The organism is Salinirubellus salinus, assembly GCF_025231485.1.
Taxonomy (GTDB): Archaea; Halobacteriota; Halobacteria; order Halobacteriales; family Haloarculaceae; genus Salinirubellus; species Salinirubellus salinus.
Window position 1 is genome coordinate 877,319 of record NZ_CP104003.1, and the last position, 17,346, is coordinate 894,664.

General features: G+C 71.6%; 18 protein-coding genes. 9 read left to right on the forward strand and 9 right to left on the reverse strand.

Features of this window, described 5'->3' with window-relative positions:
- The first annotated feature begins 103 nt into the window (after nucleotides 1–103).
- Complete coding sequence (gene pyrF / locus N0B31_RS04885) at nucleotides 104–901, forward strand: orotidine-5'-phosphate decarboxylase (protein WP_260594720.1); 798 nt, start codon at nucleotides 104–106, stop codon at nucleotides 899–901.
- On the opposite strand, the gene N0B31_RS04890 is transcribed toward pyrF, so the two are convergent.
- Together N0B31_RS04890 and N0B31_RS04895 are read right to left on the reverse strand one after the other, a co-directional pair.
- Nucleotides 889–1,152: a hypothetical protein gene (locus N0B31_RS04890; protein WP_260594721.1), complete on the reverse strand. Its 264-nt coding sequence runs from the start codon at nucleotides 1,150–1,152 to the stop codon at nucleotides 889–891. The two genes, pyrF and N0B31_RS04890, sit on opposite strands and share 13 nt — an antisense overlap.
- A gap of 13 nt (nucleotides 1,153–1,165) precedes the next feature.
- Entirely contained in the window at nucleotides 1,166–1,384 is a 219-nt protein-coding gene (locus N0B31_RS04895) for a hypothetical protein (protein WP_260594722.1), read from the reverse strand.
- Nucleotides 1,385–1,561: 177 nt separating this feature from the next.
- On the opposite strand from N0B31_RS04895, the gene N0B31_RS04900 reads away from it, so the two are divergent.
- Nucleotides 1,562–2,119: a DnaJ domain-containing protein gene (locus tag N0B31_RS04900; protein ID WP_260594723.1), complete on the forward strand. Its 558-nt coding sequence runs from the start codon at nucleotides 1,562–1,564 to the stop codon at nucleotides 2,117–2,119.
- Nucleotides 2,120–2,137: 18 nt separating this feature from the next.
- Here N0B31_RS04900 and N0B31_RS04905 read toward each other — a convergent pair whose 3' ends face one another.
- Nucleotides 2,138–3,025, reverse strand: a complete 888-nt coding sequence (locus N0B31_RS04905) for an MBL fold metallo-hydrolase (RefSeq protein ID WP_260594724.1) — start codon at nucleotides 3,023–3,025, stop codon at nucleotides 2,138–2,140.
- Between the two features lie 53 nt (nucleotides 3,026–3,078).
- Between N0B31_RS04905 and N0B31_RS04910 the strand changes: the two genes are divergently transcribed.
- Genes N0B31_RS04910 through N0B31_RS04930 form a run of 5 tightly spaced genes read left to right on the forward strand, consistent with a single transcriptional unit; the run spans nucleotide 3,079 to nucleotide 8,896 of the window.
- Entirely contained in the window at nucleotides 3,079–3,792 is a 714-nt protein-coding gene (locus N0B31_RS04910; RefSeq protein WP_260594725.1) for an HAD-IIB family hydrolase, read from the forward strand.
- Entirely contained in the window at nucleotides 3,789–4,556 is a 768-nt protein-coding gene (surE, locus tag N0B31_RS04915) for a 5'/3'-nucleotidase SurE (RefSeq protein ID WP_260594726.1), read from the forward strand. The genes N0B31_RS04910 and surE overlap by 4 nt, the downstream gene beginning before the upstream one ends.
- A 55-nt stretch (nucleotides 4,557–4,611) precedes the next feature.
- Nucleotides 4,612–5,826 (forward strand): molybdopterin molybdotransferase MoeA, encoded by a 1,215-nt coding sequence (locus tag N0B31_RS04920; RefSeq protein WP_260594727.1) that lies wholly within the window; start codon nucleotides 4,612–4,614, stop codon nucleotides 5,824–5,826.
- A gap of 51 nt (nucleotides 5,827–5,877) precedes the next feature.
- Nucleotides 5,878–7,770 (forward strand): molybdopterin biosynthesis protein, encoded by a 1,893-nt coding sequence (locus tag N0B31_RS04925; protein ID WP_260594728.1) that lies wholly within the window; start codon nucleotides 5,878–5,880, stop codon nucleotides 7,768–7,770.
- Between the two features lie 49 nt (nucleotides 7,771–7,819).
- A complete protein-coding gene (locus N0B31_RS04930; protein ID WP_260594729.1) occupies nucleotides 7,820–8,896 on the forward strand; it encodes a DHH family phosphoesterase in 1,077 nt (358 codons plus the stop codon).
- A gap of 22 nt (nucleotides 8,897–8,918) precedes the next feature.
- On the opposite strand, the gene N0B31_RS04935 is transcribed toward N0B31_RS04930, so the two are convergent.
- Complete coding sequence (locus tag N0B31_RS04935) at nucleotides 8,919–9,302, reverse strand: DUF7993 family protein (RefSeq protein WP_260594730.1); 384 nt, start codon at nucleotides 9,300–9,302, stop codon at nucleotides 8,919–8,921.
- Nucleotides 9,302–9,742, reverse strand: coding sequence for a DUF2240 family protein (locus N0B31_RS04940; protein ID WP_260594731.1), 441 nt, complete (start codon nucleotides 9,740–9,742; stop codon nucleotides 9,302–9,304). Before N0B31_RS04940 ends, N0B31_RS04935 begins: the two co-directional genes overlap by 1 nt.
- 95 nt (nucleotides 9,743–9,837) lie before the next feature.
- Here N0B31_RS04940 and N0B31_RS04945 point away from each other — a divergent pair, with 95 nt between their 5' ends.
- Nucleotides 9,838–10,209 (forward strand): 30S ribosomal protein S8e, encoded by a 372-nt coding sequence (locus N0B31_RS04945; protein ID WP_260594732.1) that lies wholly within the window; start codon nucleotides 9,838–9,840, stop codon nucleotides 10,207–10,209.
- 123 nt (nucleotides 10,210–10,332) lie between these two features.
- On the opposite strand, the gene N0B31_RS04950 is transcribed toward N0B31_RS04945, so the two are convergent.
- A complete protein-coding gene (locus N0B31_RS04950) occupies nucleotides 10,333–12,642 on the reverse strand; it encodes a CARDB domain-containing protein (RefSeq protein ID WP_260594733.1) in 2,310 nt (769 codons plus the stop codon).
- A complete protein-coding gene (locus N0B31_RS04955; protein WP_260594734.1) occupies nucleotides 12,639–13,562 on the reverse strand; it encodes a right-handed parallel beta-helix repeat-containing protein in 924 nt (307 codons plus the stop codon). Before N0B31_RS04955 ends, N0B31_RS04950 begins: the two co-directional genes overlap by 4 nt.
- A 127-nt stretch (nucleotides 13,563–13,689) precedes the next feature.
- On the opposite strand from N0B31_RS04955, the gene gatE reads away from it, so the two are divergent.
- A complete protein-coding gene (gene gatE / locus N0B31_RS04960; RefSeq protein WP_260594735.1) occupies nucleotides 13,690–15,570 on the forward strand; it encodes a Glu-tRNA(Gln) amidotransferase subunit GatE in 1,881 nt (626 codons plus the stop codon).
- On the opposite strand, the gene N0B31_RS04965 is transcribed toward gatE, so the two are convergent.
- Both N0B31_RS04965 and N0B31_RS04970 read right to left on the reverse strand, forming a co-directional pair.
- Complete coding sequence (locus N0B31_RS04965; RefSeq protein WP_260594736.1) at nucleotides 15,567–16,025, reverse strand: hypothetical protein; 459 nt, start codon at nucleotides 16,023–16,025, stop codon at nucleotides 15,567–15,569. The genes gatE and N0B31_RS04965 overlap by 4 nt on opposite strands.
- Entirely contained in the window at nucleotides 16,025–17,296 is a 1,272-nt protein-coding gene (locus N0B31_RS04970) for a right-handed parallel beta-helix repeat-containing protein (RefSeq protein ID WP_260594737.1), read from the reverse strand. Before N0B31_RS04970 ends, N0B31_RS04965 begins: the two co-directional genes overlap by 1 nt.
- Nucleotides 17,297–17,346: the final 50 nt, after the last annotated feature.

Below are 17,346 nucleotides of genomic sequence, written 5' to 3' on the forward strand. Positions count from 1 at the left end.
GCATAAGCCTTCCAGCCGTGGGGACGGCGCTCGGACAGGCCCTGCCGCCGGCGCCGCGCCGAGGATGGGAACGCTTGTAATCGCCCGCTCTGACCCCCCTTCGATGAGCTTCTTCGACACGCTCGCGGCCCGTATCGACTCCGCCGACAGCGTCGTCTCCGTCGGCCTCGACCCGGACCCCGCGAAACTCCCGGACCACCTCGCGGACCACGACCTGCCGCGGTGGGCGTTCAACCGTCGCATCATCGACGCCACGCACGAGCACGCGGCCTGCTACAAGCCGAACGTGGCGTTCTACGAGGACAGCGACGGCTGGCGCGCACTCCGCGAGACCGTCGCCTACGCCCACGGCAAGGACGTCCCCGTCCTCCTCGACGCCAAGCGCGCCGACATCGGGAACACGGCCCGGCAGTACGCGAATCTGCTGGACCACGCCGACGCCATCACCGTGAACCCCTATCTCGGTCGGGACTCGCTGGAGCCGTTCCTCGCCCGGGAGGACAAGGGGATAATCGTCCTCTGTCGCACCTCGAACCCGGGCGGCAAGGACTTCCAGAACCTCACGGTCGGCAACGACAAGAAGCTCTACGAGTACGTCGCCCAGCGCTGCTCGGAGTGGAACGAGCGCGGGAACGTCGGTCTCGTCGTGGGGGCGACGGCGCCGGAGGAGCTCGAACGGGTGCGTGAACTCGTCCCGGACCTCCCGTTCCTCGTCCCCGGCGTGGGTGCGCAGGGCGGTGACGCCGAGGCGGCAGTCGAGTACGGCCTGAACGCCGACGGCGTCGGCCTCGTCAACTCCTCGCGCGGCATCATCTTCGCCGGCGAGGGCGAGAACTTCGAGGCCGCGGCGCGCCAGTCGGCCAGGCGACTGAAGGACCGACTGAACCGCTACCGGGACTGAGTCTCGCTCGGGCCGTCCCCCTGACGGTCCGTACCGACGAACCGGCCGATCGCGAGTCCCCCGCCCGTCGCGAGGAGGCCGTACCAGAAGGCGTACCGCTGGCCCGTCTCTCCCCAGACCACCTCGAAGAGGCTCTCCGTCGGACCGATGCGGCCGCCCGAGGCCAGCGCCATCGTCAGGAGTCCCGTCGTCGACAGGACGAGTGCCACACCGGCGACCACCTTCCGTCGGAATGCGTCCGTGGCGCTCACGCGACGCGCACCCTCAGAACCGGTACTCTCCGACGCCGTCCGGGTGGTCTCGCTCGTCCCGGTCGCCGCCACGCTCGTGGGCCTCCCGGTGACCGTACACCTCGGCGTAGCAGGCCGTGCAGTACCCCGTCTCCTCGTCCACGTGCTTCGCGCAGACCAGTTTGCCGCAGCGCTCGCAACCGCCGACCACCTCCCGTCGCTCACACACCTCGCAGAGGCCGGAGACACTCATGAGTCGTGCTAACGCGCGAGTGGGTTTGAACCCTCGCCTCGGTCGGGGAGCTCGTTCGACCACGCTGCTCGCGTGTCGGTCGTTCCTCCCTCCCGCTCACTGGTCCGTGGTCTCGCTTCGCTCGACCACGCTGCCGCCGCCGAGACGCTTACTTCGGGGGAGGCCCAACGGGGAGACGTGAAGAACCAGCGCCTGGTGCTCGCGTTGGCCGCCGTCTTCGCCGGCATGACCGTCCTGATGGTCGTGCTGGCGGCGGCGTTCCGCGACCCCGTCCCGCTGTTCGTCGCCGCGCTGTTCGGTGCGGCGACGTACTTCTTCTGGTACCACGCGACGGGGCGCATCGCCAGCGGCATCTACGAGCGGGTGGAGCGACAGGCCCGCACGAACGCCAACGGCGGGTCACCCGGCGGCCGCGGCGGATTCGGCGCCGGCCCGCGCGAGGACTGGGAAGCGCCGGGCGGCGACGACCGGTGGGAACGCGTGCGACAGCAGGCCCGCCAGCAACGCCGCCGTGCGCGGGCCGACGCACAGGGCCGCCGTCGCGCCCCCTCGACCACCAGCGGGCCCTCCCGCTCGCAGGCACGACAGGTGCTCGGCGTCTCCGCGGACGCCGACCAGGCGACGGTGAAGAAGGCCTACCGCGAGCGGGTGAAGGAGGCACACCCCGACACCGAGACCGGGAGCGAGGAGGAGTTCAAGCGCGTCAACAAGGCCTACGAGCGACTCAGCGAGTAGCCCTGGGCACCCCGCTCGTCAGTCGTCGTCGCGCTCGCGGAGGTAGTTCAGGACGCCTGCGACGTCGCGCTGGACGGTGGGTGACTGCCACTCCGCCCCCGTCACCGCCAGTATCTCGGAGACGCTCGGGCGCTCCGCCCTGTGCTCGTCGACGAACGCGACCCACTCGGGGAGCATCGCCTCGTAGTGGTCGAGCTCCGCGACGGCCTCGTCGGGTGCGCCCGGCCCGTAGTGGCCGTAGAGGTTGCGAGCCGGCTCCAGCGCACGGAGGCGCCGCACCGTCTCGAGATTCGCCTCGAGGTCGAACGACGGTGGGGGCGTCGTCGGGCGCATCTCGCCCTGCTGGTACATCCCGGCGGCGTCGATGGAGAACAGCCCGCCGGTGGTCTCGTCGAACGCCGCGAAGTGGTGTGGGGCGTGGCCCGGCGCGTCGACGAAACGCAGCGTGTGGTCGCCCACGTCGAGGCGCTCGCCGTCCTCGACGACGACCGCGCGGTCCTCGGGGACGAGGTCGGGGTCGCCGTAGGCGTCCTCGGTCCCCATCGCGCGGTCGACGCTCCGCTTGAGCGCCGCGAGTCGGTCGGCGTCCGTGACGTAGTCGTACCCCTCGGGGTGCAGGTAGAACGTCGCGTTCGGGAACTCGCGGGCGAACTCGCCGGCGCCACCAGCGTGGTCGAGGTGGACGTGCGTGACGAGGACGTGCCGGACCTCGTCGCGGTCGATACCGAGGTGATCGACCGCCGCGTAGGTCTGCGAGGTGGTGTTCGCCGCGCCCGTGTCGACCACGACCGGCTCCGCGCTGTCGAGGACGTACTGCGAGAGCGCGCCCTCGAACCCGTACAGCAGGGTGTCGACGGTGTACGTGTCCGCGAGGCCCTCGACGGGCACCGCGGGCGTGTCTGTCATACGAGACGCTAGGCGACCGCAGGGCTTGATACTACGGGCCTCCGAGTCCGGCTGTGACCGACCTGCCGCCGCTTGCCGTCGACATCGACGGCACCCTGACCGACGCCGAGCGTCGACTGGACCCGCGGGTGTTCCCGGTGCTCCGCGAGTGGGCCGCCGAAGCGCCCGTCGTCGTCGCCACCGGGAAGGCGCTCCCCTACCCGGTCGGCCTGTGTGAGTTCCTCGCCATCCCGATCAACGTCGTCGCGGAGAACGGCGGCGCCGTCTACGTGGCGAGCGCCGACGAACTCCGCTTCACCGGCGACCGGGCGGCCGCCGAACGCGTCGCCGAGGACTACGCCGAGGCGGGCCACTCGCTGGGGTGGGGGACCGTCGACTTCGTCAACCGCTGGCGCGAGACGGAACTCGCCGTCGCGCTGGAGCAGCCCGAGTCGCCGCTCCGCGAGGCCGCCGACCGCCACGGGATGCGCGTCATCGACACCGGGTTCGCCTACCACGTGACCAGTCCCGAGGTGAACAAGGCCCGTGGACTGGAGGCCGCCGCGGACGCGCTGGACCGCTCCCCGGCCGAGTTCGTCGCCGTCGGTGACTCCGAGAACGACGCCGAACTGTTCGAGGTGGTCGGCGAGAGCTACGCCGTGGCCAACGCCGACGAGACGGCGCTCGCCGCGGCCCACCACGTGACCGACGCGGGCTACGGCGACGGCTTCCTCGAAGCGACCGACCGGGTCCGGGCCGAGTTCGCGGCGGGGGGCGACAGCGCGTGACCGACCCTCGAATCCTCCTGACGAACGACGACGGCATCGACGCACCCGGACTGCTGGCGACCCGCGACGCACTCGCCGACTACGACGTGACCGTCGTCGCCCCCACAGTGGCCCACGACGGGGCGTCGCGCTCCGACACCCGCGGGTTCGGCGTCTCGGAACACGACCTCGGCTACGTCGTCGACGGCACACCAGTCGACGCCGTCCACTTCGCCCGGACCGTCCTCGAACCCGCGTTCGACCTCGTCGTCTCGGGCTGTGACGCCGGCCCGAACCTCGGTGCCCACCGGCTCGGGCGCTCGGGGACCGTCGGCGCGGCCATCGAAGCCGCCCACCTCGGCGTACCGGCGGTGGCGTGCTCGCTCTACGACCCCGCGGTGGGGAGCCGCGAGTTCGAGCGGGCCGACTTCGAACCAGTCGGGCCGACCCTCCGGTTCCTCGTCGAGACCGTCGCTGCCGGCGGCCTGCCCGCGGCGTGTGACTACCTGAACGTGAACGTCCCCGCGACCGAGGACGCCCCACTCCGTGCCACCGAACCCGTCCACGACTTCGACGTGGAGATCGAGCGGCACGCCGACGGCTACCACGCCCGCGACCGGTTCTACGACCCGCTGGCCGAGGGCGCCGTCTCCGACCCCGTGGGCACCGACCGCCGGGCCGCGGCCGACGGCGAGGTGTCGGTGTCGCCACTGACGGTCCGGCAGTCGACGCCGGCACTCGAGGCACTCGAGGAACTGCTCGCCGGGCACGGCGGCGGAGCGTAGGGGCGCGGCCGCTGGGACCCACCCATTTTACCCCCGTCCCGCCGAAGCGGACGGTATGACAGACGTCTCCGAGAGCGGCTTCAAGGAGGTGACTCGTGTGGCCGAGGCCCGCGAGCGCCTGCTGGAGGCCGTCTCACCCCACGGTCGAACCGACCGGGTCCCGCTCCGGGTGGCCGACGGCCGCGTCCTCGCCGAGTCCGTCGTCGCCGACCGGAACGTCCCGCACTACGCCCGTGCCGCGATGGACGGCTGGGCCGTCCGCGCCGCGGACACGTTCGGCGCGGGTGACCGGTCGCCGGCGGTCCTCCGCGAGTCCGAGGGGCGCGTCGGGCCGGACGAGGCCGTCCGGGTCCACACCGGGAGCGAAGTTCCGGACGGTGCCGACGCCGTCGTCATGGTCGAGGACACCGAGCGGTTCGGTGACGAGGTCGAGGTGTTCGACGCCGTCGCTGGCGGCGAGAACGTCGCCCCCGCGGGCGAGGATGTGGAGGCCGGCCAACCACTCTACGAGGTGGGTCACCGGCTCCGACCCTCCGACCTCGGCCTCCTGAAGGCCGTCGGCATCACCCGAGTCGAGGTGTACGAACAGCCGACGGTCGGCGTGGTCCCCACCGGCGAGGAGCTCGTCGAACACGACCCCGAACCGGGTGAGGTGATCGAGACGAACGGCCTGACCGTCTCGCGCTACGTCCGTCGCTGGGGTGGGCGCGCGGAGTACCGGAACGTGGTGACGGACGACGAGTCGGCACTCCGTGCGGCCATCGAGCGCGACCTGACGAAGGACGTCGTCGTCACCACCGGCGGTTCCTCGGTCGGCGAGCGCGACCTGATACCCGAGGTGGTCGCGGACCTCGGCGAGGTGCTGGTCCACGGGGTCGCGCTGAAACCCGGCCACCCCTGTGCACTCGGCGTCGTGCGCGACACGCCGGTCGTGATGTTGCCGGGCTATCCGGTCGCCTGCATCGTCAACGCCGTCCAGTTCCTGCGGCCCCTCCTGAAACACCTCGAGGGGGGGACACTCCCACCCCACCCCACGCGGCCCGCGACGCTGACGAGGAAGGTGGCGAGCGAACCGGGCGTCCGGACGTTCGCCCGCGTCCGTCTCGAGGCGGGCGACGGCGAGGTGCTGGCGACGCCGACGCGTGCCTCCGGGTCTGGCGTCCTCTCGAGCGTCGCGCTGGCCGACGGCTGGGTCGTCGTCCCCGAGGGGCTGGAGGGGTACGACGAGGGGGCGGAGGTGGCGGTGGAGGACTGGGAGTACGCGCCCTGACCGGCGTCCGTCGCGGCACCCTTCTTGTGGCCCCCGGCCGAACGCTCCCCCATGCCCGACCGCAAGCAGTTCCGTGACCTCGCGCCGCCCGAGCGGGCCCACGAGGCCATCGGCTCGCTCTCGCTCTCGCCAGCCCCCGAGACGGTACCGCTCGAGGACGCCGCCGGTCGCGTCCTCGCCGACCGCGTGGACGCCACGCTCGACGTGCCGGGCTTCGACCGCGCGAGCGTCGACGGGTACGCCCTGCGCGCCGCGGACACGTTCGGCGCGGACGAGGCCGACCCGGCCCGGCTCGAACTCGTCGGTGAGGTCCACGCCGGCACCGAACCCGACGTCGAGGTGGCCGAGGGCGAGTGTGCAGAGATATCGACCGGCGCCGTCGTGCCGCCGGGCGCCGACGCCGTCGTCATGGTCGAGCGAACCGACCGGGACGACGACGCGGTCCTCGTCCGCACGTCGCTCGCGCCCGGCGACCGCATCATGTTCGCGGGGGCGGACATCGCCGGCGGCGAACGCGCGCTCGGTCCCGGGACGGAACTGACGGCCCGCGAGATCGGCCTGCTCTCGGCGCTCGGCGTGGACGAGGTGCCCGTGCGTGGCCGGCCGACGGTCGGTATCGTCTCGACGGGCGACGAACTCGTCCGCCCCGGCCAGCCGCTCGACGCCGACCGCGGCGAGATATACGACGTGAACAGTTACGCCGTCGCGGCCGGCGTCCGCGAGGCGGGTGGCGAGCCGCGACTCTACGAGCACGCTGGCGACGACTACGACGCGATGGAGGCCGTGCTCCGCGAGGCCGCCGCCGAGTGTGACCTCGTGCTCTCCTCGGGGTCCACCTCCGCCTCGGCCGTCGACGTCATCTACCGGGTCATCGAGGACAGCGGCGAACTCCTCCTCCACGGTGTCGCCGTGAAGCCGGGGAAGCCGATGCTCGTCGGTCGACTCGCCGAGTCCGCGTACGTGGGCCTCCCCGGCTACCCCGTCTCGGCACTGACCATCTTCCGGACGTTCGTGGCGCCGGCCATCCGTGAGGCGGCGGGGCTGCCCGAACCGCGGACCGCCACCGTGGAGGGGCGGATGGCCGTCTCGGAGCGCTACGCCGAGGGACGGCTCCGACTGATGCCCGTCGGACTGGTGGCGGACGGGGACGGCGAGACGCTCGTCTACCCCGTCGACAAGGGGAGCGGCGCGACCACGTCGCTCGTCGAGGCCGACGGCGTCGTCGAGGTGCCTGCCGACACCGAGCGACTGGACGAGGGTGAGACGGTGACCGTGCAGTCGTTCTCACCGAACGTCCGCACGCCGACCGTCTACGGCGTCGGCGAGGACGACCCCGCTCTCTCGCGTCTGCTCGACCGCGTCGAGCGGCCACGGTACCTCGCGCTCGGGTCGCGGGAGGGCCTGCGCCGCCTGCGTAACGGCGTCCCCGACGTCGCGGTGACGAGCGCGCCCGGCGACCCCGGTTTCGACGCCGACGAACTCGGCGCGTGGAACCGCGAGTGGGGGCTGGTCGTCCCCGCGGGGAACCCGGACGGTGTCTCGGGGCTGGGCGACCTGGTCGACAGCGAACTGCGGTTCGTCAACCGGACCTCGAACGCCGGCCTGCGGACGACGCTCGGGAACGCGCTCGCCGACCTCGCCGCGGAGCGGGATGTGGACCGACACGACCTCGTCTCGGCCATCGAGGGGTTCGACGCCGGCGTCCGCGCCCACGAGTCGCCGGCCCGGCGGGTCAGTGCCGGGAAGGCGGACGTGGGCCTCGGCCTGCGCGCGACGGCCGACTCGCTCGGGATGGGGTTCGTGCCCTGCGGCACGGAACGGGTCCGCCTGCTCGGGAACCCGGACCGGGTGGCGAAACCGGGCGTCAGGGCGCTGGCCGAGGCTGTGGCCAGTGGAGACGACGTCTTCGACGCGCTGGCAGGCTACGACGCCGACCGCGACTGAGGGAGTTCGCCGGGGGAAACGGCTTGTACCGTCGGTACAGAGGTGGGCTATGGCCGACCTCGACGTGGGGGTGGACACGCCGACTGGTCCAGACCCCCAGCGGCTGTGGGACCTGCTGTCCGAGGCGGACGAGATCACCATCGTCTGTCACAACAACCCCGACCCGGACTGTCTGGCCAGCGCGCTGGCACTCGGGCGTATCGCCGCCGCGGCCGGCATCGACGAGCGTCGCATCCTCTACTCGGGGAGCATCTCTCACCAGCAGAACCGGGCGTTCGTCAACCTACTGGAGGTGGAGTTGCTGGAGTTCGACGCCGAGAAGGTCACCGACCGGCCCGAGGACTCACTCCTCGCCTTCGTCGACCACTCCGTACCGGGCGTGAACAACGAGGTACCCGAGGGGACGCTGGTCGACGTCGTCGTCGACCACCACCCCGCCGAGAACGTGCAGGGGCGGTACGTCGACCACCGCGAAGGGATCGGCGCCAGCGCGACCATCCTCACCGAGTACCTGCGGGCGCTCGACGTCGAGACGGACGGCGCCCTCGCCACGGCCCTCCTGTTCGCCATCCGGCGCGAGACGCTCGGGTTCCTCCGTGGAGCGACGACGGCGGAGTACCTCGCCGGCGCGTTCCTCCACCCCACCGCGGACCGTGATCTCCTGCGGCGGCTCTCCTCGCCGGCCGTCAGCGGCGCCACCGTCGACGCCATCGCGGACGCCATCAGCAACCGCGAGGTTCGGGGGGCGGTGCTCATCTCGCACGTCGGTCGGACACGCGAGCGCGACGCGCTCCCACAGGCGGCCGACTACCTCGCCACGCTGGAGGGTATCGAGACGGCCATCGTCTTCGGCATCATCGACGACGCCATCCAGATCAGCGGCCGCTCGACGGACGCCCGGACCAACATCGGCCAGGTGCTCCACGACGCATTCGAGGGCGTGGGGAGCGCCGGCGGACACCGAGAGATGGCGGGCGGTGAGATACCGCTCGGCATCTTCGCCGGCGAACCCGACGACGACCATCTCGTCCGGATGGTCGAACGCGTCGTGACGAACCGGCTGGTCGACGCGCTCAACCTCTCCGACGTCGACCACGACTGGCCCGACGAGGAGGAAGAGGACTGAAGCGCGTGGCCGTGGGTGCCCGTCAGTCGGCCGCCGCGCAGAGCACCGCGAGGACGCGCTTCGCCTCGACGCCCCGCTCGACGAACACCACCGTCCGCGGCGGCTCCGTCGCCTTCGGCCTGACGCGGAGCCCGGCCTCGCGTGCCGCGTCGACGGCCGCGTCCACCCCCAGTCGGAACTCGACGCGCGCCCGGTCGTCGTGGACGAACACGTCCGCGAGTCGCTCGCTCGCCTCGCCGTCGAGCGCGACGTCGACACCGTACGCGAACTCGCCGAACTCGCTCCCCTCGACGTCGTGGACGTCGACGACGGCACAACGTCCGAGCGCACCACGTTCGTGGCCCCGGACCTCGCTCGCGAGGAGCTGGGCGATCCGCCGGCCGTCCCGCACCTCGTCGACGACCATCAGAGGTCACCGAGCGCCCGCTCGGCGAGGTCGTCCACGTCGACGCCACGCCGACGGGCGTAGAGCACCCCCGCGGCCTCGATACTCACGCCGAGGTCGGCCTGCAGGCGGTTCATCGCCGCCACTGCCTCCTGTTTCTCGACGCCGGTCCCCGTGACGGCGTCGAGGACCCGCTGGAACGTCGAGCGCTGCTGGAGTACCGACTCGTCGGGCTGGAACTCCTCGGGCATCGACACCTCGCGTGGGTCGAACGTGGCGACGAGGTCGCCGTCGTCGCGGTCGACGAGCCCCTCGCTGACGGCGATGTCGACGAGGCGCTTCGCCTGGTCCGGCGTGAACCAGTCGCGCTTGAGCGAGAGGTCGACGACGAACTCGTTCTCCCCGACGCGCTCCCCGCCGGTGCGGCGGAACGGGGCCGCGACGGTGACCCGGAGGCTCATACCGGCCGGTCGGCGTGCCCGGGCAAGAATCGGTCGGTACCGGACCCGAACGCCGAGTCGAACGATTCAAGGCCGTGACCGTCCCCTTCGTATCCATGAAGAGCCACGGACGCTCCGGCAAGAAGCGAACCGGCGGTCGACGGCGTAACGTCCACAAGAAAAAGAAACACGAACTCGGCGACTCCCCCACCGAGACCCGCGTCGAGGACCGCAAACTGAAGGTCGTCGAGACGCGCGGCGGCAACACGAAGGTCCGTGCCCTCCGCACGGACGTCGCGAGCGTTGCCGACGGCGACGAGGTCGTCCAGGCCACCATCGAGAACGTCGCCGAGAACGGCGCGAACCCGAACTACGCCCGCCGGAACATCATCACCCGCGGCGCCATCATCGAGACGTCCGCCGGCACGGCGCGCGTCACCTCCCGTCCCGGTCAGGACGGACAGGTCAACGCCGTCCTCGTCGAGTAACGCCGGTCTGTCGTCCACTTCCTCTCGAGACCGTGAGCCGCCAGCGACGGCGCTCGCCGTGTGTGCACGGGGACGAGCGCACGGACGGAGGAACTTCCCCAACGGAACGACGGACGGTGCCGGTCAGTCCTGCAGGACGAGGTAGGCACCACCACCGATGGCGACGACCGCTCCGGCCAGTCCCACCGCCGATGTCGGGCCCTCACCGAGCCCCGCGGGCGCCAGCGGCGTGCCGCCCACCGACTGCTCGCCGCGCTCGGGCCCGGCCGTCCCGGTCGGCGTCCCGGTGTCCGACACCGAGGGCTCCGGTCGCTCGGACCCTGCCGGCGTGGCGGTGGCCACCGGAGTCGTCGTCTCGCCCGGCTCGCCCCCGCCACCGCCGTCGTGGTCGCTGTCCGCCGCCGGGGTGGACGTGGCCGTCGGTGTCGCGCTGGCGCTGGGCGTCGCCGTCGCGCCGGGTGTCGGCGTCCCGTCGGCGTCGGTGCCGTCACCCGCGCTCTCGTCCGCCGCCGTCACGGTCAGGGTCCCTGCCACCACGTCGTCGGTCCGTACCTCGTAGGTCCCGGCGTCGACGAAGGTACGCTCGAACTCGATGGTCTCGCGCTCCCCGGGGTCGAGCGTGACGAACCGGCTCTGGACGAACCGCTCGCCGACGTAGAGTTTCACCTCGTGTTCGCCACGGGCGTCGCCCTCGTTCTCGACGGTCACCGTCACCCCGACCGTCTCACCGACCGCCATCTCGCTCCGGTTCAGAGCGCTGTCGACGACCGTGATGTCGGCACTCCCATCGCCGCCGCTCGCTGGGGCACTGCCGCCACCGCCCCTGCTCCCGGTGTCCCCACCGTCGCCGGTCGGGGTGGGCGTGGGCGCGGGGGTCTCGCCCGTGTCACCCTCGTCGCCCCCCGGCGTGGGGGTCGCCGTCTCGGTCGGCGTGGGGGTGGGCGTCGACGTCGGTGTCGGCGTAGGCGTCGGGGTCCCACTCCCGCCGGAATCGCCGTCCTGCGATTCCAGCACTACGAACTGACTGAACGAGGATACGTCGGCCGTGACGCTGTTCGCGTCCGGGTCGACACCCTCGAAGTAGGTCCACTCGCCGTCGAACTTTCCGAGGACCAGCGCCGACTCGCCGCCGACGGTGGCCTCGTCGTACCCGAGTGTCACCGTCGCCCGGGCCTCGTCGCTCGTGGCCGAGACGTTCACCGAGGACCCGACGGCGTCGTACCCCTCCTCGGCCGGCTCCGGGTCGTCGACGGGCGACAGCGTCACGTCGCGGGCGCCGGTCAGCGTCACTGCAGTCCCACCCACGTCGACGGGGCCGATGTCGGCGACGGTGCCGTCGACGAGAGCCACCTGCTCCCCGCGGTTGTCCCGCGCCGTGGTGTCGGTCAGTGTCGCGCCGTCGACGTTCGAGAGGAGGACACCGACGCCGTCGACGGCCTCGCTGGCACCGAAGCCGAAGAGTGGTTCACCACCGATGGACTCGCGGCCGTTCGCCTCTACGGTCACCCCGCGGAGCGTCAGGTCGGTGGAGTCGTTCGCGGCGACGCCGACGTTCACGTTCCCGGAGGCGTTCACGTCCGCAACGGTCGCGCCATCGACGCCGAACAGGGCGACCCCGCGAGCGAACCCCCCCACCTCGAGCCCGCGGACGGTGACGTTGGTGCCCGCGTCGTCTGGGTCGACGAGGACGCCGGTGCCGGTGTCGTCCCCGGCCAGTCCGTGCCCGTGGCCGAGGAGCCGCACGTCGCCGCTCGTGACCGTGAGACACGTCCCCGAGACGCCAGTGAGGTTCGCGTCGATGACGTACTCGCCGGGCGCGTCGATGGTGGTACACTCGACGATGGCTCCCTCGAGGTCACCGAGTGGCCCGAACACGTCGCCGCCCGCGACGTCCGCGGCCGGGTCGGTGAGGTTCGCCGAGACGGTGTTCGCGTCCGGGTCGGCGGTCGACTCGAACGTGGTCCAGTCGCCATCGGCGTGGCGCGAGACGCGCAGTGTCGGCTGGACGACCGACGAGGCGTCAGACTCGGTGTAGGAGACGACGACGTCGAGGTAGCCGCCGCCGGTCGTACCGCCGAGCCCGCCACCCCCACCAGCGGTGGTCGTCGCGTCGAAGAACGCACCGACGGTCCGCTCGCCCGCCGGCCGGTCACCCTCCGGCACGGGTGCCGGACCGACGGCGACGTCAGTCCCCGTGAACTCCAGCGTCGCGCTCTCGAGGACGAGGTCCGTCGCCGTCACGGCACCGGGGTCGTTCGAGAGGTGGGCCGCCCACGCGCCGTTGTCGGTGGCCTCGACGCCGTTCAGCGCGGCGTCCGACCCACCGCTGACGCCCACTCCGTGCCGGTCGTTGGAGGTCACGACGGCCTCGGAGACGGTCGGTCGGGTCGCGTCGGTGAGGTTGACACCGTCGCGGTTCTCGCGTGCGGTCACCGTCGCCACCGTCGTGCGCAGCGTCCCGTCGACGCGGACGCCGTCCCCCCGTTGGCCCGGGCGGTGACCTGCCGCACCTCGAAGCCGGCGGCCTCGTCCCCGCCGACGACGTGGACGCCGTGAGTGGTGCTCCCCGTGACGGTGACCCCCTCGACGACGGTACCCGGCGCGCTGGTGGAGACACCCACGCCGTCGCCGTCGACGTTCGGGTCCGCCCCCGTGGCGCTCACGGTCGTCCCGTCGACGTGCGGCCCGCTGCCGCCGGTCACTCGCACGCCGAACTGGCCCGAGTCCGCGATGGTGCCGCCGCGGACGACGCTGCCCCCGCCGTCGCTGTCGATGCGGATGCCGGCCGTCCCGTGGCTCCGGACGGTGAGGTCCGCGAGGAGGGTGTCGCTCGCGCCCGTCGTGTAGACGCCCGTGTCGCCGTTCTGCGTCACCGTCGAGTCCTCGAGCGTGGCGTCGCTCGTGCCGAACATCGCGACGCCGACCTCGCCGTTCCGGGTCGCGGTGAGCCGCTGTCCGGTGAAGCCGTCACCCCGGACGCGCAGGCCCTGTTCCCAGCCGTGGAGGGTGAGGTCCGTGACGGTCACGTCGTCGGCGCCGGGTTCGACGACGAGACCGTAACTCGGCGAGTCCTCGTCGACACCGTCGACGGTGTGGCCCGCGCCGTCGATGGTGACGCCGGCGGCGGTGACGGTGAGACACGACGCCGCGTTGCCCACGGTGAGGTCGCCCCCGAGTTCGTAGCTCCCGGCCTCGTCTATCGTCCCACACTGCGTTATCGTCCTCCCGTCCACGCTCGTGTCCGCGGCTGCCGCCGGCGCGACGGCGACCGACACCCCTCCCAGGAGGGCCACGATGAGCGCGAGGGAGAGCCAGAGCGTCGCGACGGCGCCCCTGGTGCCTCGTCTCGTCATGACGCGATAGCTGACGTACCCTACAAAAGGGGTTCTGACAACCCCGTCGAATCGTCCGGCAACATCGCCCGGTTCGACGGGGTGGAGACGGTGCGTTTTTTGCCCCCGCACGTCGCACCTCGGAGCAATGAGTACCCCCGACGCCGCCGGCCTCCCGGAGTACGACTACCGGGACCTGGGTCTCGTCGCCGGCCTCGAGATCCACCAGCAACTCGATACGGCGACCAAACTGTTCTGTGACTGCCCGACCGAGCGCCGAGACCCCGAGGTGTCCGTCCGGTCGTTCACTCGCTACCTCCACCCGACCCGGTCGGAACTCGGCGAACTCGACGACGCGGCCGTCGAGGAGTCGCGCGTCGACCGCGAGTTCGAGTACCTCGCGTTCGACTCCACCTGTCTGGTCGAGGAGGACGACGAACCGCCCCACCGACTCGACGCTGAGGCGCTCTCGGTCACGCTGGAGATCGCCCAACTGCTGGACATGGACGTGGTCGACCAGGCGAACGTGATGCGCAAGATCGTCGTCGACGGCTCGAACACCTCCGGCTTCCAGCGCTCGACGCTCGTCGCCACCGATGGGCAGATACAGACGAGCGACGGTCCGGTCGGCGTCACCGACATGCTGCTCGAGGAGGAGTCGGCCGCCCGCATCGAGGAGCACGAGGACGGGGTCACCTACGGACTCGACCGACTGGGCATCCCGCTCGTCGAGATCGGCACCGCGCCGGACATCAACACGCCCGAGCAGGCCCGCGAGGCCGCAGAGCGCATCGGGATGCTGCTGCGGTCGACGGGGCACGTCAAGCGTGGACTGGGGACCATCCGGCAGGACGTGAACGTCTCCATCGCCGACGGCGCCCGCATCGAGATGAAGGGCGTCCAGTCGCTGGAGGACATCGAGGCGCTCGTGGCGTTCGAGGCCCACCGGCAGGTCCGTCTCGTCGAGATAGCCGAGGAACTGGCCGACCGGGACGCCGAGGTGGGCGAACCGCAGGACGTCACGGAGGTGTTCGCGGACACCGACTCCGGGGTCATCGCCGGGGCGAGCAGGGTCACGGCCGTCCCGCTCTACGGCTTCGAGGGGCTGGTCGGTGCCGAGATACAGCCCGACCGCCGGCTCGGCACCGAGTTCTCGGACCACGCCAAGCGCAACGGGGCGGGCGGCATCTTCCACACGGACGAGCTCCCAGCCTACGGGGTGACCGAGGCGGAGGTCGCGGCGCTGGCGGAGGCCGTCGGCGCGGGCGAGGGTGACGCCGTGGCCCTCGTCGCGGCGAGCCACGAGGTGGCCGAGCAGGCCATCGACGCCGTCGCCGAGCGGGCGAAGACAGCCCTCGACGGGGTCCCCGAGGAGACCCGCGGCGCGAACGACGACGGCACCTCCCGGTACCTCCGGCCGCTCCCCGGCGCAGCGCGGATGTACCCCGAGACGGACGTCCCGCCGGTCGAGCCCGACCCGACGGAGGTCGAACGTCCGGAACTCCTCACCGAGAAGATCGTGCGATACCAGGAGGAGTACGGTCTCGACGCCGGCCTCGCCGAGCAGGTGGCGTACGGACGCCGGATGACACTGTTCGAGCGAGCGGTCGACTCGGGCGTGGACGCGACGCTCGCTGCCGGCACGCTGGAGTCCACCACCACCGAACTCCGGCGCGACGACGTGCCCGTCGAGAACCTCGCGGACGACCACTACCTCGCGGTGCTCGAACTCGTCACCGGCGGCGAGCTCGCGAAGGAGGGCGTCGGCGAGGTGCTGACGGTCCTCGCCGAGGACCCGTCCCTCTCCGCCGAGGAAGCGGTCGAGGCGGCCGGCCTCGCTGGCGTCGAAGAGAGCGAGGTCCGCGAGGCCGTCGCCGAGGTCGTCGAGCGCAACGCCGAGCAGGTCGAGGAACAGGGGATGGGCGCGTTCTCCGCCCTGATGGGCGAGGCGATGGGTGCGCTCCGCGGGAAGGCGGACGGCGAGGTCGTCAGTGAGGCGCTCCGCGAGGAGATCGGCAAGCGGAGTTAGACGCCCAGCCGTGCCCGTATCCGCGGCAGGAACGGCCCGGTACCGAGCCGGTAGGCGACGAGTGCCGGCACCGCCGCGAGGGCGAAGAACACGACGAAGAGGACGAGGTCGGCGACCGAGAGGACGTGTGGCCACAGGGACCCCACGCCGGCTCGGCCCGACTCGACGAGGAACGCGAGTTCGTACAGGAACGGCGTGAACGCGAGCAGAACTGCGAGCGCGTAGAGCCCACCGGCGACGACGGTACGTCGGTCGGGCTGGTCGTAGAGCGCGTACCCCGACGCGAGGGCCGCGACGGCGAAGCCGAGGAACCGGCCGCCGAAGTCGGCGACCATCCACGACGTGTAGAGACCGAGGAGCGCCGCGAACCCGACGACGAGGCCGGTCGTCAACGCGTCGTGCGTGTGGTCGAAGACCGGGAACACGCGGTCGGCGAGGGAGTCACGGGTCGCCATCAGGTGTCACCTCCTCGCTGGACGGCCTCGCGTGGCGGCGCCGTCTCCGCGTCCGGCATCGACTCGAGTTCGTCGAACGGCGGTTCGGGCGCAGTCCGCCAGTCGCCGCGGGGGGCCTGCCCCTCGTCGAGCTGCGTGAACTGCTCGAACAGGACGGCCGTGACCCACGGGTCCCCACCGACGAGTCGGGTCCCACCGTTCAGACCGGCCGGCCGAGACGTCTCGGCGTCGTTGTCCCGGAAGACGTTCCCGCCGTCCTGCGGCGCGCCGACGGCGAGGTCCGCACGCCCGGAGTCCGTCACCGTGTTGCCCGAGAACGTGTTACCCCGCGGTGGGTAGAGGTTCTCGTCGACCATCGGGACGGCGGCCACGCCGAAGTTGAGGTGGTCGCGGACCGTGTTGTTCCGCACCTCGTTGTTGATGCCGCCGGCGACGAGGATGCCGGTCCCGAACGCGGCGTAGCCGAACGCCTCGTCGGGCGCGTCGGCGTTGTTGTTCGACTCGACGAGGTTGTTCTCGATGCGGGCGGCGTCCTGCGGCGGGTCGGCCTCGCTGTCGAGTGAGTTCGGGACGACACCGCCCATGTTGTGCCGCCACACCGAGTCCGCGACCGTGAGGTAGCCGCCGGCGTTCGTCCCCGAGTAGCCAATGGCGTTGTGCTCCGAGCGGACGTTCTCGATGCGGGCGTGACAGGGCTTGCACTGGCCGATGTAGAACCCGGAGTCCGTGTGCCCCGAGGCGTAGCAGTGGGCGTACTTCCCGTGCTGGGAGTCGATGTTGTAGATGCCGTACACCTGATTGTTGTAGGCGGTGAGGTACTCCCCGCGCCACCCGGACACCGACGACCAGAAGAAGCCGTTGCGCCGGTAGTGACGCGCGGTCATGTTCTCCAGGACGACGTCGTCGCTGGTGACAGTGACCCCGTCCTGTCGCTCGAACTCCCCGTCCAGTATCACCTCGTTTCGGTCGGTGCCGCGGATGGTGAGTCGGGGCGTGTCGAGGACGCGGACGTTCTCGCGGTAGACACCCGGCCCGACGAGGACGAGGTCCTCCGGGGCGGCTGCCTCCACGGCCGCCTGGATGGTGTCGTACTGCTCGGGCACCCGGTGGACGGTGTAGTCCTCGTACGCGCGGGGTGGGTCCCGGGGCGGCTGGGCAGCGGGGTACGCTTGCCCCCCGTCACGGGACTGGCCAGCGACGACCGCCCCACCCGCACCTACGAGTCCGGCCGCACCGACCGCCCTGAGCACGTCGCGCCGGCGGAACGTCACGACGACACCCCCGTGTGAAACGTGGACATGGTAGTCGCGGGAAGGTTCGT